Raw genomic sequence first — 24135 nt, 5'->3', positions numbered from 1 at the left:
GAGGCCCCCCGCCGGACACCGGCGCGGGATGGTTACAACGTGCTCTCGGTCGGTGCCGCGACCGCGGACTGCGGCAGCACTTCGCCGGGCATCACGAGGCGGATGCGCAGCCCGTGCGGCGCTGCATCCATGACGGCCAGCTCGCCATGCAGCGCGTCGGCGCGCTCGCGCATGCTGCGCAGGCCCTTGCCGCCCGGTTCGCCGGCCGACGCATCCAGGCCGCGCCCGTCGTCGAGCACTTCGAGCACCAGCCCGTGCGAGCGTTCGCGCGGGCCGAAGCGCACCTCCACGCGGGTCGCCTGCGAATGGCGCAGCACGTTGGACAAGGCCTCCTGCGCGATGCGGCACAGCTGCATCGCGGCCTCGGGCGACAGCGGCGGTGCCAGCACCACGTCCTGCACGTTCCACACGAGCGTGATGCCGAGCCGGTCGAACGCCGGTTGCAGCCGGTAACGCAAGTGGCCCAGGCGCTCACCGATGCTGGTGTCGGCCTGGTCGTCGAGGGAGTCGACCGTCATCTGCAGCTCCAGCAGGCAGGCCTGCAGGGCCATCGACAGCTCGCGGGCGTCGGCGGAGCGCGGGTCGTAGCTGGCCATGAGCGCCACCAGCCGCGAGCCGACGCCGTCATGCAGGTCGCTGGCGATGCGGCGGCGCTCGGCGAGCACGGCCTGCGCCTGGCGGTAGCGCACGAGACGGCGCCGCGTGAAATACCAGGTGGCCACGATCATGCAGAGCACGGCGACGTTCACCCCCTGCAGGGCCCAGAAGGCGGCCGGCACCTCGGTACCCAGCGTGGTGATCGCCGAGGTCGCGCGAATCACCTGCCCTACCACCGGCGTCAGGTGCAGCGCGAATGCGAGCCCCACCCACAGCAGCATCCGCTGGCGCGAGGCACGCGGCCACAGCCAGATCAGGAGCACACACCAGGCGGCGATCGAAAGCCACACGAACTGGTCCTCCAGGAAATACGGCGGGAGCGGGGGCGCGGGCGCGCGCATGGGTGGCTCCGCTGCGAACGCGGCGCGCCCGAAGCGCGCCCTAGAGCAGCCCCCGGTGCGAGGCGAAACTCACGGCCTGCGCGCGGGTATGGGCGTGCAGCTTGCGGTAGATGTTCTTGACGTGCGCGTTAACCGTCTGGGCACTGATGGTGAGCTGCAGGGCGATCTCTTCCGTCACATATCCCGTGGCTACAAGTCGCAACACTTCGCGCTCCCGTGCCGACAGGGTCGCCTTGCTGTCCGGCGGGCGCACCGGGCTCGGATTGGCGCGCTGGTGGTCCAGGTGAACGAGCAGCCGGCGCGCCAGCCGGGGGGTGATGGCAGCCCCGCCATTCACCACCTGCAACACGGCCTGGGCATAGCTCTGGAACCAGGCGTTCTTCACCAGGTAACCCGAGGCGCCGAGCTCGAAGGCGTGCAGCACCTGGGGCTCGTCTTCCAGCGCGGAAATGACGATGATCTCGGCCGCGCTGCGGTGCTTCTTGGCCTCTTCGATGAGCTCGAATCCGCTGCCGTCTCCGAGGCGGATGTCGACCATGAGCACATCGAATTCATGCTGCATCAGGAGGCGCCTTCCCTCGCGCAGGGAACCGGCCTGGCCTTCGAGCTGGATGCGCAGATCGCCCAGCAGTTCCTGGGCGATGACACGGCGGACAAAGGGGTCGTCGTCGACGAGCAGGACACGAACGGGCTTGGTTTCCTGGCCCGTGAGGTAGTCCGGCCACGGCAGGGTATCCGCCGAGGGAGCCAGCAGCCCACCGAACTGGCCGGGATTGGAGAATTTCCTAGCGCCACCACCGACATCGGTCAATGAAATGTCGAGATCGTTTTCCATTTAAGCCCCCTTGTCACAGATAAAAGTCGCGACTTCGTGAACAAAAGTTAATCGATTTCTACTCTTTTTCCGGCTATCGGCTTTTTTGATTACCTTGGTTTCTTTCGGTTGCAATATTGCCAGATTGTGAACCAAAGTGATAGTTCCCACGAGGGGAACAGGGCCTAGAACCGGCTCTCTGCCAACGCCCAAAACGCCCTCGGACATTGCTTTCGCCATAGCCTTGCACTACCCAGCCTGAGGCATTTTTCGATCCCTTCCCCCCGCTGAAACTGCATCCCGGTCGCAACGGAATCCATTCAATCCGTGCTCGCTGACCGTCGCTGATGGCCGGATTCCCCGGCGATCGGGTTCGTTTCAACACTATCGAGGAAGCATCATGAAGAAGACTCTTATCGCCATGGCAGTGGTTCTCGTGGCTGGCATCGGGACCGCAACCGGCAGCAGCGTGGCGCTCGCCGTCACCAACACCACGACCGGCTCCTCCAGCTCGGCAGGCTCGGTCGCCGCCAGCTCCGGAACGGGCAGCGCACTGAGCTACAACGCAGCCAGCTCCACCTCGTCGGCCACGGCCAACGCGGCGGGCGGCGCAGCAGGCAACGCCTTCCTGCGCGTCGGCGGCGCCACCGCCAGCGGCTCGGCCACCACGCAAGGCCGCGTGACCAGCGTGGCAGCAACGACCGGCAACGGCGTGGCTGCAGGCGGTGCGAATGCACAGGCCAATGCGACCTCGAGCGCCAATGCGAACTACGCCGGCGGCGGCGCCAACCCCGTGAGCGGCTCTGCAGGCGGCGCAGCCGGCTCCACCACCAACAACACCGCAGCCACCGCTGCAGGTCCTGGCGGCGGCCTGGCCGTGGTGACGCGCACCTCGGGCACGACGGCCGGCTTCAGCGCCAATTCGGGCGCGGTCAACGGCATCGTCAACGGCACGACGACCTCGGCCACGTCGGGTTCGACCGGCGGTTCCACGGGCGTCATCAACTTCGCCGTGGGCAACGCAGCGGGCTTCAGCAACGGTGGCGGCACCGCCGGTGGCGCGATCTCCGGCGCAACGGCCAACGCTCCCTGAGCGATCCGGACCATCGGTTGTTGGACCAGAAACGGGGAGGGGCACGCCCCTCCCCTGCTTCCCAAAGGAGTCGAAAAAATGAAAACATTGATTGCCCTGACCTTGCTGGGCCTGTCCGCCGGCGCCTTGGCGCAGACCACGGCGGGTGGCGCCAACAACCAGTCGCAGAGTTCAGCCACCACCAACGCCCAGGGCAACACCCAGGCGGTGAACTTCAACAGCTCCGCCCCCTCGGAAGTCACCTCCCGGGCCACGGTGGACAGCAACAGCACACAGAACATCAACAACACGGGCGCGACGACCAGCACCGTCGACTACCGTGGCAGCTACACCGTCAAGAACGTGCCCTCCGTGAGCGGCCCGAACCTGACGACCAGCAACGACACCTGCATGGGCAGCACCAGCGCCAGCGCCAACGGCGCCGGGGTCGGGTTGAGCTTCGGCACCACCTGGACGGACGAGCACTGCAAGCGCCTGAAGATGAGCCGCGAGCTCTGGAACAAGGGCATGAAGGCAGCGTCGCTGGCCATGGACTGCATGGACCCGGCGGCCCAGGCGGCCCTGGAGATGACCGGCTCGAAGTGCCCGCAGTCGATGACCGCCGAAGAGCGCGTGAGCGCGTTCGGACCGCAGGCCTCCTCGGCCGGCGCGCCCGTGGCGGCACGTCCGGCGGCACCGGTGGCACCCGTGGCCGCGGCTCCAGCACCTGCGCCGGCCCCCGTGGCGGTGGCCGTGCCCCAGCCGGTGGCGCCCGTGGCGCCTGCGGCACCTGTCGCGTTGGCGCCCGCGCCGGTCGCGGCGGTGCAGCAGCCCGCCCCACCGGCCACGCTGGTCGAGGCGATGCCCATGGCAGCCCCGGCGCAGGAACAGCCGGCGCCGCAACCCGCACCGGCCGCGACCGCCGTCCCGGTGTCTGCGCCGGAAGTGGCACCGGCCCCCGTGGCCGCAGCGCCCGCCGAGGAAGCCGCGGCACCTGCGACGGAGCCGGCACCGGTCATGGCGAGCGCCGTGGCCCCGCAGCCGGACATCCTGGAAGCGCGCATCACGCGCCGCCTGCCGGCTGACCCGGCCGACGAGGTGGCTTCGGCACCGGCCGACGCGCAATGAGGTCGGCTCTGGAGTCCATCACCATGAACACCAGGACCGTTCCTCTCTGGCTGGCCGTCTGTTGCGTGGCGACGGCGTCGGTCGCCGCCACGCCGATCATCCGCATCGAGCGGATGCCCATGGGCAGCGGCCTGCAGAACGCCAGCGGCACGGAAAACGCCGAGCCGGTGGGCGACTACGGCGTCTGGCACGTGCCGCAGTACATGCCGGGGTTTCCGACCTCGGCCACCATCTGGCCGCGCGTCGTGATCATCCAGTGCAACGTCACGCGGTGCAGCGGCTACGAGGTCACGCCCGAACTGGGCCGGGGCGAATACCTGTTCTTCCGGCCCGCGGAAGACAGCAGCGTCGGCCGCAAATAGACAGGCGCGCGGACACTGCTTTTTCGAACGATGCGCCGTCGGGTCCGCAAGGTCCCGGCGGCGCGCGGCCGTGTGCGGATACCCTTCGCGCATGCACAACCCCCTCGTGCGCGCCTTGCGCGCCCTGTTTCGCGCCGTTGCCACCACGATCCTCGTGCCGGTGCTGCTGTTCGAGGAATGGGGCTGGGCCCCGCTCGCGGCGCTGGTCGCGCGGCTGGCGCGCCTGCCCTTCTGGGCGCGGCTCGAGAACCTGCTGCGCGCACTGCCACCCTGGGGCGCGCTGCTGGCGTTCTTCGTGCCGATGCTGCTGCTCTTTCCGGTGAAGCTGCTGGCGCTGTTCCTGTTCGGCCGTGGCCACGCGTTCAGCGGCATGGCCGTGCTGCTGCTGGCCAAGCTCGCCGGCACGGCGGTGGTCGCGCGGATCTTCCAGCTGGTCGAAGGCTCTCTGATGCGGCTGGCCTGGTTCGCGCGCTGGTACCCGCGCTGGAAAGCATGGAAAGACAGCGTGCTGACGCGGGTCCGCGAAAGCCGCCCCTGGCGCATCGTGCGGGCAGTGCACCGGCGGGTGCTGCGCGGCTGGCACCGGCTGCGCGCCGAGTGAACCTATTTTTACCCGGGTGTATTGTATTTTATATTTTGCCCGGGTAATATTTGGAGATGAATCCATCTCCCCACACCAGGCGTACCCTGGTCAAGCAATACAAGGACAGCGTGCGCCCCGCCGGCGTCTTCGTCATCCGCAACCTGATGGACGGCCGCGTCTACGTGGCCGGCAGCCTCGACGTCGAAGGCGCCATGAACCGCGCCCGCTTCGAGCTGAACCTGCGCTCGCACCGCAACAAGGCATTGCAGCGCGACTGGGTCGCGCAGGGCGCGACGCACTTCGGCTTCGAGGTGATCGACCGGGTGAAGGAGCGCGACGACCCCGCCTTCGACCGCGCGGCGGAGCTGGAAAAGCTGCTGGAGCTCTGGCGCGAGGAACTCCAGTGCACCACTGACAAGGGCTACAACACGCCATGAGCACCGACGCACTGGGTTTTTGCCTCGACCTCGGCCGCGCCCACGCCAGCCTGAGCCTGAAACTCAACGAGGACCTGGGCGCCTTCCACGGGCTGGACTACGACGACTTCACCCTGCTCCACCTGTTGCTGCGTGCCGGCAACGGCGCCATGCCGATGACCGAGCTCGCGCACACGCTGGGGTTGCCAATGTCGGCGCTCATCCGCAAGATGGTGCTGCTCGAAAAGACCGGCCTGGCCGAGCGCACGACGGGACCCGATGACGACCCCCAGCGCCATGCGAATATTCGCAGCGGCGGGAAGAAGTTGATGCAAGCCGCCATCACCACCGTCGAAGCGATCTGCGTCGATGCCGTGAAATCGCTGGACCCGCAACGCCTGCCAGACCTCCATGCCGCGCTGCGGGTGCTGTGCGATCACGACACGCCGCACGCCTGAACCGTCCTGCGGGTAGATTACGAACCTCGTTTCGTTCCGCCCGGATCGACAACCCAAAAAGAATTTGCATGTCACCCGACGAACTACCGACCACATTCACTGCGTTTGCCGGCTTCCAGCGCGTCGCCGCCGGCACCAAGGCCCAGGTGCTCACGCAACTGCGCGAGCGCGGCGACGCCGCCACCTGCCTCGTGTTCGACGACCAGACCGGCGAGCAGCTCGATGTCGACCTGCGCGACCCGAAGGCCATCGAGACCTCCGCGCTCGAGGCCGAGAAACACGAAGACGCGCCGCGCGGCGTCGGCCGTCCGCGCCTGGGCGTGGTGGCGCGCGAAGTCACGCTGCTGCCGCGCCACTGGGACTGGCTCGGCCGCCAGCCGGGCGGGGCCTCGGTGGCGCTGCGCAAGCTGGTGGACGACGCACGCCACGTGCACGCCGACCGCGACACGGTGCGCGCCGCGCGTGAAGCCACCTACCGCTTCATGACCGCCATCGCGGGCAACCTGCCCGGCTTCGAGGAAGCCACGCGCGCGTTGTTCGCGGGCGAGCATCAGCGCTTCAGCGACCTCGTGGAACCCTGGCCCACCGACCTGCGCGTGCACCTGCACAAGCTGTCGGCCGGTGGCTGGGGTGCTGCATGAGCGCGGCGCCCGACAGCAGCAGCACCACCTCCACCAGCCCCGGCAACCCGAGCGGACTGCGCGGCGTGCCCGTGGCGCCGGTGGGTGCGCCGCGTCCGCTGTGGAAGGTGTTCCTGTTCTTCCTGGCGCCGATGTTGCTCAGCAACATCCTGCAGTCGCTCTCCGGCACCATCAACAACGTCTACGTCGGGCAGATGCTCGGCGTGAGCGCGCTGGCGGCGGTGTCGAGCTTCTTCCCGGTGATGTTCTTCTTCATCGCCTTCATCATCGGCCTGGGCGCGGGTGCCTCGGTGCTCATCGGGCAGGCCTGGGGCGCGCGCGACGCGGCCAAGGCCAAGGCGGTGGCGGGCACCACGCTCACGGTGGGCCTGCTGCTGGGCCTGGCGATCGCGGTGTTCGGCGGCCTGTTCACCACGCCGATGCTGGCCATGCTGGGCACGCCGCCCGACGTGCTGGCCGACTCCACGCGCTACGCCCGCATCATGCTGATCGCGATGCCCGGCGTGTTCCTGTTCCTGCTGGCCACCGCCATGCTGCGCGGCGTGGGCGACACCATCACGCCGCTGCTGACGCTCTTGATTTCCACGGCCATCGGCCTGGTGGTCACGCCCGCGCTCATCCGCGGCTGGGGTGGGTTGCCGCAGCTGGGCGTGGCGGCCGGCGCGTGGGCCTCGGTGCTGTCGTTCGCGGTCGCGACCACGTGGCTGGGCTTCCGGCTGCGCCAGAAAAAGAGCCCGCTCGCCCCCGACGCGGAGTTCGTGCGCTGCCTGCGCATCCAGCCGCAGCTGCTGAAGGCGGTGCTGAAGATCGGCGTGCCCACCGGCGTGCAGATGATCGTGGTGGCGCTGGCCGAAGTGGTGCTGCTGTCGATGGTGAACAGCTACGGCTCCAACGCCACGGCCGCCTACGGCGCGGTGAACCAGGTGGTGGCCTACGTGCAGTTCCCGGCGATCTCGATCGCGATCACCACGTCGATCCTCGGCGCGCAGGCGATCGGCGCGGGCCGCGCCAACCGGCTGGGCGCGATCGTGCAGACCGCGCTGGGCATGAACCTCGTGCTGACGGGCGGGCTGGTGCTGCTGGGCTACCTGTTCTCGCGTCCGCTGATGGGCTTCTTCATCACCAGCGCGCCGGTGATCGAGATCGCGCAGAACCTGCTGCACATCATGCTGTGGAGCCTGGTGCTGTTCGGCATGGCCTCGGCGATCTCGGGGATCATGCGCGCCAGCGGCTCGGTGCTGGTGCCGACACTGATCTCGATCGTCTGCATCCTGGGCGTCGAAGTGCCGGTGGCCTGGCTCATGAGCCGCCATTTCGGCATGGGCCTGGACGGGATCTGGGTCGCCTACCCGGTGACCTTCGGCGCGATGCTGCTGCTGCAGACCGCGTACTACCGCCTGGTGTGGCGCAAGAAGCCGATCGGCCGGTTGGTCTGACCCCAACTTCGGCGGGGTTCACTCCCCGTCGAAGGCCTTCTTCACCGTGGCGATGTCGAGCTTGATCATCTTCATCATGGCCGCCATCGCACGGGCCGCCTTGGCCGCGTCCTTGTCCTGGAACATGCGAATGAGCGGCATCGGCGTGACCTGCCACGATACGCCGAAGCGGTCGGTGAGCCAGCCGCACTGCACAGGCTGGCCGCCGCCCTCGAGCAGCTTGTCCCAGTAGTAGTCGACCTCCTCCTGCGTCTCGCAGGTCACGATGAGCGAGATGGCCGGCGTGATCTTGTACTCGGGCCCGCCGTTGAGCACCATGAACGACTGCCCGTCGAGCTCGAAGGTCGCCGTGAGCAGCTTGCCCTTCTTGGCTGGATTCACATCGCCCCAGAGCAGCGTGTCGGTGAGGCGCGACTTCGGAAAGATGGCGGTGTAGAAGTTGACCGCCTCCTCGCCGTTGCCGTCGAACCAGAGGCAGGGAATGATCTTCTGCATGGAATCTCCTTGGGTTGAATGATGAACTGAAGGGTTCAGTATCAAAGCCGAAGCGGCGCCCTGTCAACCTGCGCCGCGGCTGTCAGTGAGAAGTTCGCAGGCCGGGCCGCGGGCCACAATGGGCCGGTCCTTCGCTTCGGAACTGCCATGTTCGCCCCTTCCAGAACCCGCCTTGGCGCCCCCGCTTTGCTGAGCGCCGCACTCGCCGCCCTGGCGGTGTCGGCCGGCGCAGCCGATGCCACCTACCCCGACGCGGCCGCCAGCGACCCCGCCCGGCTCGGCTGGATGACCGGCTCGCCGCCGCCGCCCGAGCGCACGCTGCGCTTCGAGGACGGCAGCTATTTCCAGTTTCCGGCGATGCGCTGGAGCGTGTCGAATTTCCGCCAGCTGATGCCGACCGTGAACGTGTCGCGCGGGCTCGGTGCGCCCACCGCCCTGCCCCAGGCCTTGCGCAAGGACATCGACACGCTCAGCTTCACGCCGCTCGGCGCGAAGACGCCCATGACCTGGGACGCATCGCTGGCCGCCACCTACACCGACGGCATCCTCGTGCTGCACCGCGGGCGCGTGGTCTACGAGCGCTACTTCGGCGTGCTGAAGGACGACGGCCAGCACGGCGCCATGTCGGTCACCAAGTCGGTGGTCGGCACGCTGGGCGCGATGCTGGTGGCCGAAGGCACGCTCGATGCCGGCAAGCCGGTGGCCCACTACGTGCCCGAGCTGGCGACATCGGCCTTCGGCAACGCCACCGTGCGCCAGGTGCTCGACATGACCACGGGCCTGAAGTTCAGCGAGGACTACGCCGACCCGAAGGCCGAGGTCTGGGCCCATGCGCAGGCCGGCAACCCGCTGCCCAAGCCGAAGGACTACACCGGCCCGCGCAGCTACTACGAGTTCCTGCAGACCGTGCAGCCCGAAGGCAAGCACGGCGAAGGCTTCGGCTACAAGACCGTCAACTCCGACGTGCTGGGCTGGGTGATCGCGCGCGCCACCGGACGCACCGTGGCGCAGCTGCTGTCGGAACGCATCTGGCGCCACCTGGGCGCCGAGCAGGACGCCTACTTCACCGTCGACTCCATCGGCACGCCCTTCGCGGGCGGCGGCCTGAACACCGGCCTGCGCGACCTCGCGCGCTTCGGCGAGATGCTGCGCAACGACGGCCGCGTGAAAGGCCGGCAGATCGTGCCCAAGGCGGCCGTCGAAGACATCCGCCGCGGCGGCGACAAGGCCGCCTTCGTCAAGGGCGGCTACCCGCTGCTGCAGGGCTGGAGCTACCGCAACATGTGGTGGGTGACGCACAACGACCACGGCGCCTACATGGCGCGCGGCGTGCACGGCCAGCGCATCTACATCGACCCGAAGGCCGAGATGGTGATCGTGCGCTACGCCTCGCACCCGATCGCGGGCAACGCCGCGAACGACCCGGTGACGCTGCCGGCCTTCGAGGCGCTGGGGCGGCACCTGTTGGCACAGCGTCGCTGACCTACCAGCGGTAGGTCGCCGTGGCCGTCGCCGTGCGCGGGTAGCCGTAGTAGCAGTTGCGATAACCGCAGTTCGCGAAGTACGTCTTGTTGGTCAGGTTGCGCAGGTTCAGCGCCAGGCTCCAGCGGTCGATGTCGTAGCCGAGCATGGCGTCGAACACCGTCGACGCAGGCACCTTGCTCGGCCACGCGGCTTCGCCGTCGCCATAGTTCGAGCCCGTGTAGCGCGCGCCCAGGCCCACCTTCACGCCGCCGGCGAAGCGGTAGTCCGCCCACACCGACAGCCGGTGGCGCGGCACGGCCGTGGCCTGCTTGCCGATCTCTTTCGTGTTGGCGCTTGCCGTGACGATGGCCCGCGGCGTGTAGCTGTACGACGCCGTGAGGTTCAGGCGCGAGGCGATCTCGGCCGTGGCCTCGAGCTCAAGCCCGCGCACCGAGATCTCGCCCGTCTGCTTGGGCATGAACTCGCCGTCGTAGCTGATGTAGTTCTTGCGCCGCAGGTCGAAGATGGCGGCGCTGTACATCGCCTTGCTGCCCGTGGGCTGGTAGCGCACGCCGGCCTCGTACTGCTTGCCGCTTTCGGGCTTGAACGGGTCGCCCGACGCCGGGTCGATGGTGGCCGTGGGCGCGAACGACTCCGAGTAGCTCAGGTACGGCGCCCAACCGCTCGGGTGCAAGTAGACCAGGCCGGCCCGGCTGGTGAACTTGTGGTCGCGCATGCGCTGGCGCGAGCCGTCGAGGCGGCTGTCCACGGTGCTGTCGGCGGTGTCGTAGCGACCGCCCAGCGTCAGCGTCCAGCGCTCGCCCCACTTGATCTGGTCCTGCAGGTAGACGCCGGTCTGCGCGAGCCGGGTGATGCCGTCGAAATACGGCGCGGGCCGCTCGATCGGCCCGCCGTACACCGGTGCGTAGATGTTCAGCGGCGAGGCGCTGCCGCCGCTGAAGGTGACCTGGTCGATGCGCGTGCGCTGGTAGTCCAGCCCGACCAGCACCTTGTGCTGCGTCTCGCCCAGGCGGAAGTCGGCCTGCAGCTGGTTGTCGAGTGCCAGGGCGCCGATGTTCTCGCGGCTGCCGAACACGCTGCGCGACATCTGCTGGAAGTTGAGCGGGTCGTTCGGCACCTCGGGGTTCAGCGCCATGAAGCCCTTCAGCTGCGTGCCCGTGTAGTCGAGCTTCTGGTGCGCATAGCGCGCGTTCTGCCGCACCGTGAAAGTGTCGTTGATGCGGTGCTCGAACTGGTAGCCGACCATCTGCTGGTCCTGGTCGAAGCGGTCGAAGCCGGGCTCGCCGACGAAGAGTTTCGAGGGAATGGTGGTGCCGATGGCGGTCGGATCGAGCGAGCCGACCTGCGGCCGCGCGCGCGTGTAGACCCCGCCGCGCGTGCGCGAGAACTGCGACAGCAAGGTCAGCGTGGTGTCGCCCGACGGCTTCCAGGTGAGCGCGGGCGCGATGTACATGCGGTCGTCGGCCTCCTTGCCGGCCGGCAGTTGCGCGTCGCGCACGAGGCCGGTGATGCGGTACAGCAGCTTGCCGTCGGCGTCGAGTGCGCCCGAGAAATCGCCCGCCACCTGCTTGCGGGCGTGGTCGCCCACCTGCAGCTGCAGCTCGCGCACGGGCTCCGCCGTGGGGCGCTTGCTGACCACGTTCACCACCCCGCCGGGGCCGCTCATGCCGTACAGCACCGACGATGGGCCGCGCAGCAGCTCGATGCGCTCGGCGCCGTAGTTCTCGGTGCGCCACACGCCCCAGGTGCTGTTGTTGCGCAGCGGCAGGCCGTCCAGGTAGAAGCCCGGCGAATAGGCGTCGAAGCCGCGCAGCGAAATCCAGTCGTAGCGCGAATCGGCGCCGTAGGTGGTGGTCGACACGCCCGGCGTATAGCCCAGCGCGTCCTTGAGGTTGGTGGCGCCGATGGCCTCGATGCGGTCGGCGGTGATCACCGAGATCGACTGCGGCGTCTCGATGATCGGCGTGTCGGTCTTGGTGGCGGTGGCGCTGCGTTTGGCGACGTAGCCCTGCACCCGGCCCGTGGCGCTTTCCTCGCCGTCGGCCACGACGGTCACGGCCGGCAGCATGGAGGTGCCGCCCGTGGCGGGCGCGGTCTTGATGACCGCCGCATTGCCTTCCATCGTGGCCGCCAGGCCGCTGCCGGCCAGCAAACGGTCGAGCGCCTGCCGGGCCGTCAGGCTGCCCGAGATGGCGGGCGCGGTCTTGCCCGCCACCAGGCTCTGCTGCACGACCAGCTGGATGCGGGTCTGCCGCGCCCAGTCGTTCAGCGCCTCGGCCAGCGGCTGGGCCGCGATGCGGATCGGCTGGGGCGCGCCCTGCGCCCGGGCCATCAGGGGCGCGTTCGCCAGGGCCAATGCAACGGCCAGGGCCAGCGGCGCGGGTGTCATCTTTGTTCTCAAGCGCTTCGTCATCGAACGTCTTCCAGGTAGTGAATGCAAATGGTTCCTATCTGGGTTGACGCACGAGCCGGCGGAATCCCCGTAGTGCCGGCGAGAAATTCTTGATTCTTTTGTTTCAGGGGGCCGGCAGGATTTCCGCGATCGGGCCGGTTTCCTTCAGCCGCACCGGCAAGGCGCTGGCCAGGGCGCGCCGCAGCGTGCGCGCGTCCCGCGGGTCGAAGGTGCCGCTCAGGCGCAGGGCCGCCACGGCCGGGTCGTTCACCACCAGGCCGGTGCTGCCGTAGCGCTCCAGCTCGGCCAGCGCGCGGGCCAGCGGCGTGTCGACGAAGCTCAGGCGGTGCTCGCGCCAGGGCGCAATGCCGTCGCGCGGCACGGCCGAGACGGCGGAGAACCGGCCCTGCGCATCGCTTTCCACCTGGCGGCCGGCGGCGAGGAAGACTTCGCTCGTCGCATCCGACGCCCGGTGCAGCACGCGCACCTTGCCCTCTTCCACCGACACCCGCGTGCCGTCGGCGCCCGGCATGCCGGGGGTGTGGCGCACGGCAAAGCGCGTGCCGACCACCCGCACGCGCAGCGGACCGGCCAGCACGTCGAAGGGGCGTTTCGCATCGGACTGCACCGCGAACACCGCCTGCCCGTCGATCAGCGTCACCTCGCGGCGGTCGCGGAACAGGCGCACTTCGAGGCGGGTGGCGGTGTCCAGCCGCAGCCGGGAGCCGTCGGGCAGCGGCGCTTCGAGCTGCTGCCCGCGCCGGGTGGCGAAGGCCTGCTCGAACACGGGCTGGGCCTGCACATGGCGCCAGCCGAGGTAGCCGGCGCCGACCGCCATGCCGGAAACGCCCAGCACGACCGCCGGTTTCAGGAAGCCGCGGCGCGTGGGTGCGGCGGGCGCGCGGCCTTCGAAGCCGCTGCGCCAGCCCGCGACCGTCTCGGGCGCGATCGCGTCGAAGGCGCGCCAGCGCGACTCCCATTCGCGAAACGCCTCGCCATGGCGCGCATCGGCGCCGAGCCAGGCCTGGAACGCGCGCTCGTCGGACGCGCTCCAGTGCGCGCGCTGGCGGCGGACGAACCAGTCCAGCACGTCCTGTCGCAGGCGCAGGGCTTCTTCGGACGGTGGCGACGTGAGGGTCATGACGTGGGGATCGTTCTTATGGGGGTAGACGCACGAGCGTGGTCAAACCCTGTAATGGGGCGTCTCATCTCACTCTGAACCACGGGTCCGCTCCAGGCACGCCCAGCATGCCTCCATCGCAATGCGCAACTGCATCTCGACCGTCCGCACCGAAATGCCCATGCGCGCAGCCACCTCGGCGTACGAGAGCCCATCGAACTTGTAGAGCACGAAGGCTTCGCGGCAGCGCGGAGGCAGCCGGTCGATGGTCTCGACCATGGCCGCCATGCCCTGGCTGGACGACAGGATGGCGTCGGGCTCGAAGGTGGGCGGGCCGATGCAGTCGTCGGCGTCGGGCGGCGCGTCATCGGGCGCTGCCGTGTCGCCGCCCGCGCGCACGCTGGTGCGGCGGTGGTGGTCGGTGACGAGGTTGCGGGCCGTGCGATACAGCAGCGCACGCGGGTCGCGCACCACGCTGCCCGTGCGCTGCGCCTCGTACACCCGCACGTAGCTCTCCTGCGCCAGGTCGGCCGCGGTGGCGCGGTCGGGGACCTTGCGGGACAGAAAGCTCAGCAGCTCGCGGTAATAGCGTTCGAACACGGGCGCACCACAGCCGGAAAGGGTTGGTCGAAGTCCAGGGGCAGGTTGGCTTCGACACGGCGTGGCTACCTGAGAGATTCAGAACAAAAGAAAACGCGAGATTATGTGCGGGTTCAACCCGCCGATCGCCGAAGGGTAGGCATTTCGCCTGCCGCGCACGGCATGCGCGCGGGCTACCCTCCCCTTCGGCCCCGTCCGGACTCGCTCGCGTCTACCCTCAGTTCCCGCACGCGGGGTGCTTCTGCCCTTCGGTGGTGTTCGGTAGGCCCAGGAAGTCGAGGATGTGCGGCGTCGTGCCGTCCACCTGCGTCAATGCGGTACCCCCGAGGTTGCCCACGCAGTAGCTGGGCTTGAGCGGGTTCTGGTGGTTGTTGTTCAGGATCAGCAGCGTGCTGCGTTCGGCCGCCGTCTGTCCGCCGTGGCTGCTGCCGGTGCCGCCGTGATCGGAGGTGACGACGATCAGCCATTCTTCATTCGCGTAGTTCGGCCGCGACGTGAGCGCCGTGAGCACCTGCTGGATCTGCTGGTCTTCGCCGGCGATCTTGCCCTGGTAGTAGGCATTGAGCGGGTCGTAGCTCGGCGCGTGGACGTCGACGTTGTGCAGGTAGTAGAAGATCGCCGTCGGCGGGTGCTTCCAGCTCAGCCAGCCCTTCACGGCATCGGTGGCCTGCTGCGAATTCTTGGCCGCGTTGGCGACCACGAAGTCGGCCAGCGCCGGGCGCAGGTTGTGGGTGATGTTGAACCAGTCGCCCACCACCGCGGTCGTGGCCGTCGGCCAGGCCGCCTTGATCTGGTCGAACACATGCGTCTTCTTCAGCGGCAAGGTGGTGGTGTTCGAGGTCACGCCGTGCTTGTCGGCCCAGAAGCCGGTGAACACCGACGACCAGCCGGGTCCGCTCACGGTCGCCTGCTTGGTCCCGCCCGCCAGCACGTTGCCGTGGAAGGCGCCGCCGGCGATCAGCGCCGACATCGCGGGCGTCTGCACGCAGCCCGCGCACTGGATGGCGTCGCCCCGCAAGCCGTCGATGCCGATCAGCAGGATGTGCTTGTTGCCGGGCACGGGGTTGGGAACGCCCTCGCCCGCGATCAGCGAATAGTGGTCGTAGGGATTGCCGACGTAGTCGGTCTTCAGGCCTCCGATGTCGCTGGCGCGCTTGTCGCTCAGGTCGCAGCGCTGGTTGGTCTTGTGGTAGTCGAAGGACTTGCACCACGACGAGCGGCTCGCGTCGGTGCAGGCGTTGGCGCAGTCGGCGGGCGTCACGCCCTGCAGGGCCTCGGTGTTGTAGCCGCTGATGGCCGCATTGGGCGTGCGCGCGAAAGGCTTCAGCGGATCGGGCTTGAGGCTGTAGTGGTCGTAGGGGTTACCGGGGTAGTCGGTCTTCAGCCCGCCCACGTCGGCGGCGCGCTTGTCGCTCAGGTCGCAGCTCTGGCCAGCCTTGTTGTAGTCGAACGAGACGCACCAGGCGCCGCGTGGCGCGCCCAGGCAGGCCGACGCGCACATCTCGGGTGTCGACTGCGTCAGGTTCTCGATGTTGTTGCCGGAGATGGCTGCGTTCGGCGTGGCCGCGAAAGCGTCCAGCGAGGCAGCGCTTGCATGTCCTGCCAGCGCTGCGAACAGCAGGCCCGCCAGGGATGCACGGATCGATGACTTCATGAGGTCTCCTCATCACAGGGTCGTGGGGTGATTCCCGGGCACCGCCTCGCCGTTTTTTCAGTGCGAGTGCAACGCCGGGCGGAGTAAATCACCGCCGCCTGCCATCGATCCAATTCAAAAATCTTCGATGTTGTATTGAGCAGAGCTATACATCGACGTGTCACGCAACGCGGTCAGGCCGGGATCAAACCGCGCGGTTCGAGAACGCCATCACCCCGTCGTCCACGCGCCCGAGGCGCAGCAGGAGGATGTCGCGCAGGTAGTTCTGGTGCAGCTTCCACGGCGTGTGCGCGCCCTGCTTGGGAAACTTGTCGAGCGAGCGCTGCACGTAGCCCGAGCTGAAATCGATCCACGGTTCGGGCGACAGGTCGGGGCCCGCGTTGTGCGGCGTGCATTGCCGCCAGCCGTGCTTGTGCATGTGGTTCAGCAGCCGGCAGACGTAGGCGCAGGTCAGGTCGCACTTGAGCGTCCACGAGGCGTTGGTGTAGCCGAAGGACGAGGCCAGGTTGGGCACGTCGCTGTACATCATGCCCTTGTAGTTGAAGGTCACTGCGGGGTCGACGCGGCGGCCGTCCACGCTCAGTTCGATGCCGCCGAGCACCTGCAATTCAAGGCCGGTGGCGGTGACGATGATGTCGGCCTCGAGCACGCGGCCCGACTTCAGCCGCAGGCCTTCGGGCGTGAAGGTGTCGATGTGGTCCGTGACCATCGAGGCGCGCCCCGCGTTCAGCGCCGCGAACAGGTCGCCGTCGGGCACGAGGCACAGGCGCTGGTCCCACGGGTTGTAGCGCGGCGTGAAGTGCGTGGCGACGTCGTAGCCGGGCCCGAGCGCGTGGCGCACGCCGCCCAGCAGCATGCGCCTGACGCGCGCCGGCTTGCGCCGCGCGAGCCGGAAGAACAGCATGCCGAGCGTCACGTTCTTCCAGCGCGTGAGGCGGTACGCGGCCATCGCCGGCAGCAGGTGCCGCAGGCGGTTGGCAATGGGGTCTTCGGCCGGGCGCGCCACCACGTAGGTCGGCGAGCGCTGCAGCAGCGTGACGTGCGCGGCGGTCTGGGCCATCGCGGGCACCAGCGTCATCGCGGTGGCGCCACTGCCGATCACGACCACGCGCTGGCCGCTGTGGTCCAGGTCGGCGGGCCAGTGCTGCGGATGGACGATGCGGCCTTGGAAGTCGGCCATGCCGGCGAAGTCGGGCGTGTAGCCCGCCTCGTAGCGGTAGTAGCCGCTGCACAGGAAGAGGAAGTTGCAGCGCCACTGCACGAGCCGCTTGTCGGCCCCCTGCTCCACATCAACCGTCCAGCAGGCCTGTGCGCTCGACCAGGCGGCGCGCACCACGCGGTGCTGGTAGTGGATCTTGTCGTCGATGCCGTGCTGGCGCGCGGTGTCGCGCACGTACTGCAGGATCGACGGACCGTCGGCGATCGCCTTGGCCTGCGTCCACGGGCGGAACACGTAGCCCAGCGTGTACATGTCGGAGTCGGAGCGCACGCCCGGGTAGCGGAACAGGTCCCAGGTGCCGCCGCTGCGTTCGCGCCCTTCGAGGATCGCGTAACTGCGGCCCGGGCACTGCGCCTGCAGGTGGCAGGCGGCGCCGATGCCGGACAGGCCGGCACCGACGATCAGGACATCGACGTGCGGCGGCGCGTCGGCCGGTTGTGCTGCTTCCATCGGTGGTTTGTCTCCTGTCTCATGGCTTGTCGTTGTCTGGCTTTTCCACGGGCGTGCGCCGGATCATCAGCCAGGCGCTGACCGCACTCAGCACGGCCAGGCCGGCGCTCAGCAGCATCACCCAGCGAAAGCCCGCGACGAAGGATTCCGCCACCGCGCGCTTCACGGCGGCGACGGTGGCCGCATCGGCGCCCGGCGGTGCGCCGGCCGCGGCCAATCGGTCGCGCTCGGCCGCAAGAAAAGCCCGCACCTCGTCCGACGCGCCCATCGCCTGCAGCCGCTCGGCCAGCGCCGCGTCGAAGGCCCAGGCCATGATGGCGCCGAACACCGCGATCGCCAGCACCGCCGCCGCGCGCGATACCGCGTTGTTCACGCCCGAGGCCACGCCCGCGAGGTCGGGGCCCACGGCGTTCATGACCGTGGTGGTGAGCGGCGCCACCGTCACCGTCATGCCGAAGCCCAGCACCACCACGGCGGGCAGAAAGCCGCTCCAGTAGCTCGCGCCCACGCCCGGCAGCGCGAACAGCGCAAAGCCCACGGCCGCGATGGCCGGCCCGATGACCAGCGGCACGCGCGGCCCGAAGCGGTCGACCAACTGTCCGGCCCAGCCCGAGAGCGCGAACATCAGGAAGATGAACGGCAGCAGCGCCGCGCCCGCCACCGTGGCCGAGTAGCCCTGAACCTGGATCAGGTTGAGTGGAAAGAAATACAGCCCGCCGCCCAGCGCCGCGTACAGCAGCAGCGTCAACAGGTTGGCACCGCTGAAGTTGCCGATGCGCAGCAGCGACAGCGGCAGCATCGGCGTGCGCGCCCGGCGTTCGGCGATGACGAAGCCGACGCTGCCCGCGACGCCGATCGCCAACGCCGCGAGCACGGCCGGCGAACGCCAGCTTTGCGTGGGCGCCTCGATGAAGGCGTAGACGATGCCGCCCAGCCCGGCGGTCGCCAGCAGCGCGCCCCACAGGTCGAGCCCGCCGCGCGCCGCGGCGCCTTTGCTCTCGGGCACGTGGCGGTGCACGATCCACAGCACCAGCAGCGCCATCGGCACGTTGATGAGGAAAGCCCAGATCCACGAGAAGTGATCGACCAGGAAGCCGCCCAGCACCGGCCCCACCGCCGCCGTGATGCCACTGAAGCCCGACCAGGTGCCGATGGCCTTGCCGCGTTCCTTCTCGGGAAACGATGCGCTGATGAGCGCCAGGCTGCCCGGCACCAGCAGTGCGCCGCCGATGCCCTGCACCGCGCGCGCCGCGATGAGCTGCTGCACGTCGGCCGCGAGCGCACAGCCCACCGACGACAAAGCGAACACGACGACGCCGATGGCAAAGATGCGCCGCCGCCCGTAGTGGTCGCCGAGCGCGCCGCCTACCAGCAGCAGCGCCGCGAGCAACAAGGCGTACGACTCGACCACCCATTGCGCCTGGAAGGCCGTGGCGTGCAGATCGGCCTGGATCGCCGGCAAGGCAACGTTGACCACGGTGCCGTCGATGAAGGCCATGCTCGAGCCGACGATGGCCGCGGCGAGCACCCAGGGCTTGGAGGCTTCAGGGCAGGCGCCCTCTTCCGTGGGAGATGGAGACCCATGCAGGATCAGCGTGTCGTCGCAGGGCGCCTTGCCGATCTGTGCCATGGGGCCTCCGATCTATCGGATGACGGCGTGGTGCCTTCCCCCGTCGGGGAAAGGTGGAAGCCTCAGGTCGCGCACGCCGTCGCGCCCGGGTTCGTCCGCGCTGCGTTCACGCTGCGCGCCATGGCCGCCGCCGCAGCAGCCGTCACGCGCTGCGCGCCCTGCGCCAACGCATCCATGCCGCCGCCGGTGGCTTCGCCCGCGTCGAGGCGGCACACCAGCGTGCGCGCCTCGTCGGAGCGGCGCAAGGTCCAGGTGAAGCCGGCGTCCACGCGCCCGCCGTCCACCATCTCGAACTGGCGCACCTGCACCGCCACGCGCCACACGGGCTGCGAGGCCTGGCGGCCGCCCTGCGTGACGTCGAGCGCGCCGAGCCGGCTGGCGATGCCGCTGCCGAGCGCGTCGCGCAGCTCGTTCTCGAAGGACGAGGCCCAGCGGTGCTGCTCGAGCACGTCGACCTGCACGCCGCCGGTCGGGCGGCGCACCACCATCTGCGGGCGCGCCAGCCGCTCGGGCACGGCCACGGGCGCGAGCTCGATGTACAGCGGCGCGGCGGCGTCGGGAATGCGCGGCGCGGCGTCGTTGAGCGCGGGCGGGCTGGCCAGCGTGTAGTAGCTGTCGGGCTTGCTCGCGCAGCCTGCCAGCACCAGCAATGCGGCGGCGCCCGCGAGCGCGAAGGTCGTCGTCGTCTTCATTTCTTGTCGTCCGGTTTGCCGCGCAGCAGCGATTCGGGATGGCGTTCGAGGTAGTCGGTCAGCACGCGCACCGAACCGGCGGCGCGCGTCAGCTCGCGCAGAGTCTGGCGCATGTCCTGCTGCAGCGGAGAGTCGTCGGCCAGCGTGCGTTCGGCCGAGTTGACGGTCTTGCGCACGTCCTTCATGGCGGCGGCCAGCTCGGGCGTCACGTCGCTGTTGATGCGGCTGACGGTCTGCTCGGTGCTGGTGAGCGTCTTGTTGAGCGTGGCCAGCGTGGTGCGCAGGTCGGTGGCGATCTGCTCGTAGGGCACCTTGTTGAGCTTGGTGGCGATTTCCTGCACCTGCGACTGGATTTCGTCCAGACCGTTGGCAATGGTGGGCAGCTCGATCGGGCTCTTCGACAGGTCGATCTTCGCGGGCGGCGCCTTCGGGAAGAAGTCGAGCGCCACGTAGACCTGGCCGGTCAGCAGGTTGCCGTTGCGCAGCTGGGCGCGCAGGCCCTTCTCGGCCAGGAAGCGCAGCCGTTCCTGCTGCGTCGCGCGCGACTCCGTGGCCTGCGCACCGGCACCACTTTCGCGGCGGCGCAGGCGGTCGGGGTAGATCTGCACCAGCACCGGCATGCGGAACTCGCGCTCGGCGCGGTCGAACTCGACGCCGATGGATTTCACCTCGCCCAGCACCACGCCGCGGAAATCGACCGGCGCGCCCGGCGTGAGGCCGCGCAGCGACTGGTTGAAGTACATCAGCAGCGTCTGCGAGGGGCCGTCGGGCTCCTTCATGGCGGCGCTTTCGTCCTGCGCCAGCACGAAGGCCGTGTTCTCCTTGGCCAGCGGGCCCATGGCGTCGTCGGGCGCCTGGAAGGCGATGCCGCCGAGCAGGATGGTGGCCAGCGACTGCGTGCGCAGCGTGAAGCCGCTGGCGCTGAGCTGCGCGTCGATGCCGCTGGCCTGCCAGAAGCGCGTGTTCATGCCGACGAACTTGTCGTACGGCGCGTTCACGAACACCCGCAGCGTGACGCCGCGGCCGTCGCCGTCGAGCTCGTAGGCTGCGACCTGCCCGACCTTGATGCGCCGGAAGTACACGGGCGAGCCGACATCGAGCGAGCCCACGTCGCGCGCGCGCAGCAGGAACTGCTGGCCCGAGTCGCCGCGCGTGACGATGGGCGGGGCTTCGAGGCCGGTGAACTCGCCCGCGGTTTCCTTCTCGACACCCGCGTCGGCGCCGATGTAGGCGCCCGACAGCAGCGTGCCCAGGCCCGAGATGCCCGAGGTATCGAGCCGCGGCCGCACCACCCAGAAGCGCGAGTCGGCCGAAGTGAAGCCCTCGGCGTCCTTGTTGAGCTGCACCAGCACGCGCACGTGCGAGCGGTCGCGCGCCAGCCGCAGGCTCTGCACCAAGCCGATCTGCACGTCCTTGTATTTCACGGCGGTCTTGCCGGCTTCGAGGCCTTCGGCCGTCTTGAAGGTCAGCACGATCTCGGGGCCGCGCTCCATGAGGATGCGGGCCACCAGCGTCACGCCGACCAGCGCGGCGACGATGGGAATCAGCCAGATCAGCGAGGGCAGCCATTCGCGGCGGCGCGCCACTTTCGGCTTCGGCAGCGCGGGCGGGGCCGACGCTGCCGGACGGTCTTGCGGTTGCGTGTCTTCTTCACTCATGCGATTTTCTCTTCCCTGCTTTCAATCTGTCGTTCGTCCGTGTCTGCTTGCGGCACCGGGCCGTCCCACGTCAGGCGCGGGTCGAAGCTCAGCGAGGCCAGCATGGTCAGCACCACCACCGCGCCGAAGGCCGCAATGCCCACGCCCGCGGTGATGACCGCGAAGCCCTGGATCTGCACCAGCCCCGTCAGCAGCGACACCACGAACACGTCGAGCATCGACCAGCGTCCGATGATCTCGATGATGTGATACAGCTTGGCCCGCTCGCGCCGGCGCCAGTTGCTGCGCCGCTGCGCCAGCACCACAAGCAAGAGCAGTACCGCCAGCTTGAACAGCGGCACCAGGAAGCTCGCGATGAACACGATGGCCGCCAGCCCCCAGGCGCCCGACACCCAGAAGTAGATGACGCCGCTGAGGATGGTGTCGTACTGCGCGCCGAACAGCGTGCGCGTGATCATCACCGGCAGCAGGTTGGCCGGGATGTACATGATGCAGGCCGCGATCAGGAAGGCCCAGGTGCGGTTCAGGCTCTGCGGCTTGCGCGTGTGCAGGTGCGTGCCGCAGCGGGCGCAGGCGTCGCCATCTTCGGCATCGCGCCAGACGGCGGTGCAGTGCGTGCAGACGTGCAGGCCGAGCGCGGCGGCCGTCGGCACCGGGTTCTCGTGGTCGTGCTCGTCGTCGGCCTGCGCCTCCCAGGGGCGTGCCGAGGCCAGGCGGGCGGGCAGCCCGCGCACGTTCATGCGCGCACCTCCGGCGCGGCTGCATCCTCTTCATCGGCTTTGCGGAAGGTCATCTCCCAGAACGCACCGGGGTTGAACGACAGCACGGCCGTGAGCGTCACGGTGAGCGCCACGAAGGCCCACAGCGCGGGCCCCGGCACCACCGTCGCCATGCTCGACAGCTTGACGATCGCCACCAGCACGCCGAGCAGGAAGACCTCGATCATTCCCCAGGGCCGCAGCGACTGCATCATGCGCACCAGCACCGCGAAGCCCCAGGGCCGGTGCGCGCGGGCCAGCGGCACCAGCAGATAGGCCAGGATGCACAGCTGCAGCAGCGGAAACAGGATGGTCGTGGCCAGCACCAGCAGCGCCACCGGCGACATGCCCTCGGCGCTCAGCACCACCACCGCGCCGGCCAGCGTGGTCTGGCTGCGCAGGCCCTGCAGTTCGATCTCGACGATGGGAAACAGGTTGGCGATGGCGAACATGATCAAGCTCGCGACCGTCAGCGGCAGGATGCGCCGCTGCTGCGCGCCCGGGTGCCGGTCGAGCTCGGTGCCGCAGCGCGGGCACTCGGCCACGTCGCGCGGCGCCAGCGGCGTGCGGGCGTAGACCGCGTCGCAGCCCGGACAGACCACGGTGTCAGGTACTTCCTTCATGAGGCCGTACCCTACCTTATTCAGGCATGCGGACTTGTCGTCTTCAGCCGCAGACTGCTGAAAACCGCCGCCACCGCCGCGCAGCCCGCCGCCAGCACCAGCGCCACCACCGGGCCACGCCCGCCGTGCGGGCTCCAGACGCTGAACACCGCCGCCAGCACCACGGCCCCCAGCGTCTGCCCCGTGAGCCGCGCCGTGCCCAGCATGCCGCTGGCCGCACCACTTCGGTGCGCGGGTGGCGAACTCACGATGGTGTGGTTGTTGGGCGACTGGAACAGACCGAAGCCCAGTCCGCACAGCGCCATGCGCCAGGCGATGTCGGCATTGCCCGGGTGCGCCGGCAGCGCCGCCAGCAGCGCCAGGCCCGTGGCCAGCAGGCCCAGTCCGATGCCGCCCAGCAGCCCGTCGGGGTAGCGGCCGATGAGCCGCCCGGCGACGGGCGCCATCACCACGATGGCCAGCGGCCACGCCGTGATCAGCAGGCCGGCCTCGATGTGGCTGCGGCCGTACACGTCCAGCAGCAGGAACGGCAGCGCGATGTAGGCCAGCATCTGCGCGCAGAACGCCGCCACCGAGGTGCCCATCGACAGCGCGAACACCGGAATGCGCAGCAGGTCGATCGGAAAGAGCGGCACCGCCTGCGTGCGCTGGCGCCGCAGGTAGACGAAGCCCACCGCCAGCCCGGCCGCCAGCGTGGCCCAGGCCGACCACGGCGTGCCCGTAGCCTGCACCCCGCCCTCGCGCACGCCCAGGTGGTCCACGCCAAGGAAGACCAGCGAGAACATCAGCACGTTGAGCGTCACGTCGACCAGCGAGAAGCGCGCGCCCGCGGCCGGTGCCGAGCGGTTGAACGGCAGCGCCCGCATGCCCAGTGCAAAGGTGACGATGCCCAGCGGCACGTTGATGGCGAAGAGCCACGGCCACGACGCCACCGACAAGATCGCCGCCGCCACCGAAGGCCCGGCCACCGACGAGGTGGCGACCACCAGCGAATTGATGGCCATGCCCCGCCCCAGCTGCGCCGAGGGGAACGTGAGCCGCACCAGCGCCGCGTTGACGCTCATGATCCCCGCCGCGCCCAGCCCCTGCAGCGCGCGCGACGCGATCAGCGTGGCGAGCGAATTGGCGAAGGTCGCGGCCAGCGACGACACGGTGAACACCGCCATGCCCACCAGGTACACGCGCCGGTAGCCCACGAGGTCGCCCAGCGAGGCCAGCGGCAGCAGCATCACGAGCGTGGCGATCTGGTAGGCGTTGACCACCCAGATGGCCTGCGCCGGCGTGGCCTGCAGCTCGCGCGCGATGCCGGGCAGCGCCAGGTTGACGATGGTGCCGTCGAGCACCGACACCGTGAGCCCGAGGATGATGACCAGCATCGCCCAGCCGCGCGCGGGCGCGGCCAGGCCGTCGAGCTGGGCCTGCGGGCCGCTGCCTGTCATGGCGACTGTCAT

23 protein-coding genes are annotated in these 24135 nt (G+C 69.2%); 9 read left to right on the top strand and 14 right to left on the bottom strand.

Annotation, left to right across the window (positions count from 1 at the left end):
• Positions 1 to 32 precede the first annotated feature (32 nt).
• Both AC07YS_RS00295 and AC07YS_RS00290 read right to left on the bottom strand, forming a co-directional pair.
• Entirely contained in the window at positions 33 to 947 is a 915-nt protein-coding gene (locus tag AC07YS_RS00295) for a sensor histidine kinase (protein ID WP_495267143.1), read from the bottom strand.
• A 91-nt stretch (positions 948 to 1038) separates the two neighbouring features.
• Positions 1039 to 1833, bottom strand: a complete 795-nt coding sequence (locus tag AC07YS_RS00290; protein ID WP_062472928.1) for a LuxR C-terminal-related transcriptional regulator — start codon at positions 1831 to 1833, stop codon at positions 1039 to 1041.
• A 379-nt stretch (positions 1834 to 2212) separates the two neighbouring features.
• Here AC07YS_RS00290 and AC07YS_RS00285 point away from each other — a divergent pair, with 379 nt between their 5' ends.
• The 8 genes from AC07YS_RS00285 to AC07YS_RS00250 all read left to right on the top strand — a co-directional run bounded on the left by AC07YS_RS00285 (position 2213) and on the right by AC07YS_RS00250 (position 7908).
• A complete protein-coding gene (locus AC07YS_RS00285) occupies positions 2213 to 2905 on the top strand; it encodes a hypothetical protein (protein ID WP_062472930.1) in 693 nt (230 codons plus the stop codon).
• Between the two features lie 78 nt (positions 2906 to 2983).
• Positions 2984 to 4012 carry a hypothetical protein gene (locus AC07YS_RS00280; RefSeq protein WP_495267142.1) on the top strand — a complete coding sequence of 343 codons (1029 nt, stop codon included), beginning with the start codon at positions 2984 to 2986 and terminating at the stop codon, positions 4010 to 4012.
• A 23-nt stretch (positions 4013 to 4035) separates the two neighbouring features.
• A complete protein-coding gene (locus AC07YS_RS00275) occupies positions 4036 to 4374 on the top strand; it encodes a hypothetical protein (protein ID WP_495267141.1) in 339 nt (112 codons plus the stop codon).
• Positions 4375 to 4465: 91 nt separating this feature from the next.
• Positions 4466 to 4975 carry a hypothetical protein gene (locus AC07YS_RS00270; protein WP_070060632.1) on the top strand — a complete coding sequence of 170 codons (510 nt, stop codon included), beginning with the start codon at positions 4466 to 4468 and terminating at the stop codon, positions 4973 to 4975.
• A gap of 56 nt (positions 4976 to 5031) precedes the next feature.
• On the top strand, positions 5032 to 5394 hold the full coding sequence (locus AC07YS_RS00265; protein WP_492735293.1) for a GIY-YIG nuclease family protein: 363 nt from the start codon (positions 5032 to 5034) through the stop codon (positions 5392 to 5394).
• Positions 5391 to 5831, top strand: a complete 441-nt coding sequence (locus AC07YS_RS00260; RefSeq protein WP_495267140.1) for a MarR family winged helix-turn-helix transcriptional regulator — start codon at positions 5391 to 5393, stop codon at positions 5829 to 5831. The genes AC07YS_RS00265 and AC07YS_RS00260 overlap by 4 nt, the downstream gene beginning before the upstream one ends.
• A 68-nt stretch (positions 5832 to 5899) precedes the next feature.
• A complete protein-coding gene (locus tag AC07YS_RS00255; protein WP_070060635.1) occupies positions 5900 to 6472 on the top strand; it encodes a DUF2239 family protein in 573 nt (190 codons plus the stop codon).
• On the top strand, positions 6469 to 7908 hold the full coding sequence (locus AC07YS_RS00250) for an MATE family efflux transporter (RefSeq protein ID WP_070060636.1): 1440 nt from the start codon (positions 6469 to 6471) through the stop codon (positions 7906 to 7908). Before AC07YS_RS00255 ends, AC07YS_RS00250 begins: the two co-directional genes overlap by 4 nt.
• Before the next feature lie 18 nt (positions 7909 to 7926).
• Here the strand turns inward: AC07YS_RS00250 and AC07YS_RS00245 are convergent, their stop codons facing one another.
• Positions 7927 to 8403: a VOC family protein gene (locus AC07YS_RS00245; RefSeq protein WP_062480220.1), complete on the bottom strand. Its 477-nt coding sequence runs from the start codon at positions 8401 to 8403 to the stop codon at positions 7927 to 7929.
• Positions 8404 to 8688: 285 nt separating this feature from the next.
• Between AC07YS_RS00245 and AC07YS_RS00240 the strand changes: the two genes are divergently transcribed.
• The gene (locus AC07YS_RS00240; RefSeq protein WP_495267262.1) at positions 8689 to 9885 is read left to right on the top strand and encodes a serine hydrolase domain-containing protein; all 1197 of its coding nucleotides are present in this window, start codon (positions 8689 to 8691) and stop codon (positions 9883 to 9885) included.
• Position 9886: 1 nt separating this feature from the next.
• On the opposite strand, the gene AC07YS_RS00235 is transcribed toward AC07YS_RS00240, so the two are convergent.
• From AC07YS_RS00235 to AC07YS_RS00185, 11 genes are all read right to left on the bottom strand, one after another.
• Positions 9887 to 12301, bottom strand: coding sequence for a TonB-dependent siderophore receptor (locus AC07YS_RS00235; RefSeq protein WP_495267139.1), 2415 nt, complete (start codon positions 12299 to 12301; stop codon positions 9887 to 9889).
• Between the two features lie 103 nt (positions 12302 to 12404).
• Positions 12405 to 13421, bottom strand: coding sequence for a FecR family protein (locus tag AC07YS_RS00230; RefSeq protein WP_495267138.1), 1017 nt, complete (start codon positions 13419 to 13421; stop codon positions 12405 to 12407).
• 69 nt (positions 13422 to 13490) lie between these two features.
• The gene (locus tag AC07YS_RS00225; protein WP_062480225.1) at positions 13491 to 14000 is read right to left on the bottom strand and encodes an RNA polymerase sigma factor; all 510 of its coding nucleotides are present in this window, start codon (positions 13998 to 14000) and stop codon (positions 13491 to 13493) included.
• 217 nt (positions 14001 to 14217) lie between these two features.
• Entirely contained in the window at positions 14218 to 15654 is a 1437-nt protein-coding gene (locus AC07YS_RS00220; protein WP_495267137.1) for a PAN domain-containing protein, read from the bottom strand.
• Positions 15655 to 15838: 184 nt separating this feature from the next.
• On the bottom strand, positions 15839 to 17323 hold the full coding sequence (locus tag AC07YS_RS00215) for a flavin-containing monooxygenase (RefSeq protein WP_495267136.1): 1485 nt from the start codon (positions 17321 to 17323) through the stop codon (positions 15839 to 15841).
• 19 nt (positions 17324 to 17342) lie between these two features.
• Positions 17343 to 18953, bottom strand: a complete 1611-nt coding sequence (locus AC07YS_RS00210; protein ID WP_495267135.1) for an MFS transporter — start codon at positions 18951 to 18953, stop codon at positions 17343 to 17345.
• Positions 18954 to 19015: 62 nt separating this feature from the next.
• Positions 19016 to 19645 carry a PqiC family protein gene (locus AC07YS_RS00205; protein ID WP_495267134.1) on the bottom strand — a complete coding sequence of 210 codons (630 nt, stop codon included), beginning with the start codon at positions 19643 to 19645 and terminating at the stop codon, positions 19016 to 19018.
• The gene (locus AC07YS_RS00200; RefSeq protein ID WP_070060642.1) at positions 19642 to 21303 is read right to left on the bottom strand and encodes a PqiB family protein; all 1662 of its coding nucleotides are present in this window, start codon (positions 21301 to 21303) and stop codon (positions 19642 to 19644) included. The genes AC07YS_RS00205 and AC07YS_RS00200 overlap by 4 nt, the downstream gene beginning before the upstream one ends.
• A complete protein-coding gene (locus tag AC07YS_RS00195; RefSeq protein WP_495267133.1) occupies positions 21300 to 22043 on the bottom strand; it encodes a paraquat-inducible protein A in 744 nt (247 codons plus the stop codon). Before AC07YS_RS00195 ends, AC07YS_RS00200 begins: the two co-directional genes overlap by 4 nt.
• The gene (locus AC07YS_RS00190; RefSeq protein WP_062480238.1) at positions 22040 to 22684 is read right to left on the bottom strand and encodes a paraquat-inducible protein A; all 645 of its coding nucleotides are present in this window, start codon (positions 22682 to 22684) and stop codon (positions 22040 to 22042) included. Before AC07YS_RS00190 ends, AC07YS_RS00195 begins: the two co-directional genes overlap by 4 nt.
• A gap of 20 nt (positions 22685 to 22704) precedes the next feature.
• Positions 22705 to 24135, bottom strand: a complete 1431-nt coding sequence (locus tag AC07YS_RS00185; protein ID WP_495267132.1) for an MFS transporter — start codon at positions 24133 to 24135, stop codon at positions 22705 to 22707.

The organism is Variovorax sp. GW458-11-26-14-LB1 (assembly GCF_059423965.1).
This window is presented reverse-complemented; position numbering and strand designations above follow the sequence as displayed.

Coding starts and splice junctions, on each gene's coding strand:
- AC07YS_RS00290 (WP_062472928.1), bottom strand. CDS start 1,833: ATGGAAAACGATCTCGACATTTCATTGACCGATGTCGGTGGTGGCGCT.
- AC07YS_RS00285 (WP_062472930.1), top strand. CDS start 2,213: ATGAAGAAGACTCTTATCGCCATGGCAGTGGTTCTCGTGGCTGGCATC.
- AC07YS_RS00280 (WP_495267142.1), top strand. CDS start 2,984: ATGAAAACATTGATTGCCCTGACCTTGCTGGGCCTGTCCGCCGGCGCC.
- AC07YS_RS00275 (WP_495267141.1), top strand. CDS start 4,036: ATGAACACCAGGACCGTTCCTCTCTGGCTGGCCGTCTGTTGCGTGGCG.
- AC07YS_RS00270 (WP_070060632.1), top strand. CDS start 4,466: ATGCACAACCCCCTCGTGCGCGCCTTGCGCGCCCTGTTTCGCGCCGTT.
- AC07YS_RS00265 (WP_492735293.1), top strand. CDS start 5,032: ATGAATCCATCTCCCCACACCAGGCGTACCCTGGTCAAGCAATACAAG.
- AC07YS_RS00260 (WP_495267140.1), top strand. CDS start 5,391: ATGAGCACCGACGCACTGGGTTTTTGCCTCGACCTCGGCCGCGCCCAC.
- AC07YS_RS00255 (WP_070060635.1), top strand. CDS start 5,900: ATGTCACCCGACGAACTACCGACCACATTCACTGCGTTTGCCGGCTTC.
- AC07YS_RS00250 (WP_070060636.1), top strand. CDS start 6,469: ATGAGCGCGGCGCCCGACAGCAGCAGCACCACCTCCACCAGCCCCGGC.
- AC07YS_RS00245 (WP_062480220.1), bottom strand. CDS start 8,403: ATGCAGAAGATCATTCCCTGCCTCTGGTTCGACGGCAACGGCGAGGAG.
- AC07YS_RS00240 (WP_495267262.1), top strand. CDS start 8,689: ATGACCGGCTCGCCGCCGCCGCCCGAGCGCACGCTGCGCTTCGAGGAC.
- AC07YS_RS00235 (WP_495267139.1), bottom strand. CDS start 12,301: ATGACGAAGCGCTTGAGAACAAAGATGACACCCGCGCCGCTGGCCCTG.
- AC07YS_RS00230 (WP_495267138.1), bottom strand. CDS start 13,421: ATGACCCTCACGTCGCCACCGTCCGAAGAAGCCCTGCGCCTGCGACAG.
- AC07YS_RS00220 (WP_495267137.1), bottom strand. CDS start 15,654: ATGAAGTCATCGATCCGTGCATCCCTGGCGGGCCTGCTGTTCGCAGCG.
- AC07YS_RS00215 (WP_495267136.1), bottom strand. CDS start 17,323: ATGGAAGCAGCACAACCGGCCGACGCGCCGCCGCACGTCGATGTCCTG.
- AC07YS_RS00210 (WP_495267135.1), bottom strand. CDS start 18,953: ATGGCACAGATCGGCAAGGCGCCCTGCGACGACACGCTGATCCTGCAT.
- AC07YS_RS00205 (WP_495267134.1), bottom strand. CDS start 19,645: ATGAAGACGACGACGACCTTCGCGCTCGCGGGCGCCGCCGCATTGCTG.
- AC07YS_RS00200 (WP_070060642.1), bottom strand. CDS start 21,303: ATGAGTGAAGAAGACACGCAACCGCAAGACCGTCCGGCAGCGTCGGCC.
- AC07YS_RS00195 (WP_495267133.1), bottom strand. CDS start 22,043: ATGAACGTGCGCGGGCTGCCCGCCCGCCTGGCCTCGGCACGCCCCTGG.
- AC07YS_RS00190 (WP_062480238.1), bottom strand. CDS start 22,684: ATGAAGGAAGTACCTGACACCGTGGTCTGTCCGGGCTGCGACGCGGTC.
- AC07YS_RS00185 (WP_495267132.1), bottom strand. CDS start 24,135: ATGACAGTCGCCATGACAGGCAGCGGCCCGCAGGCCCAGCTCGACGGC.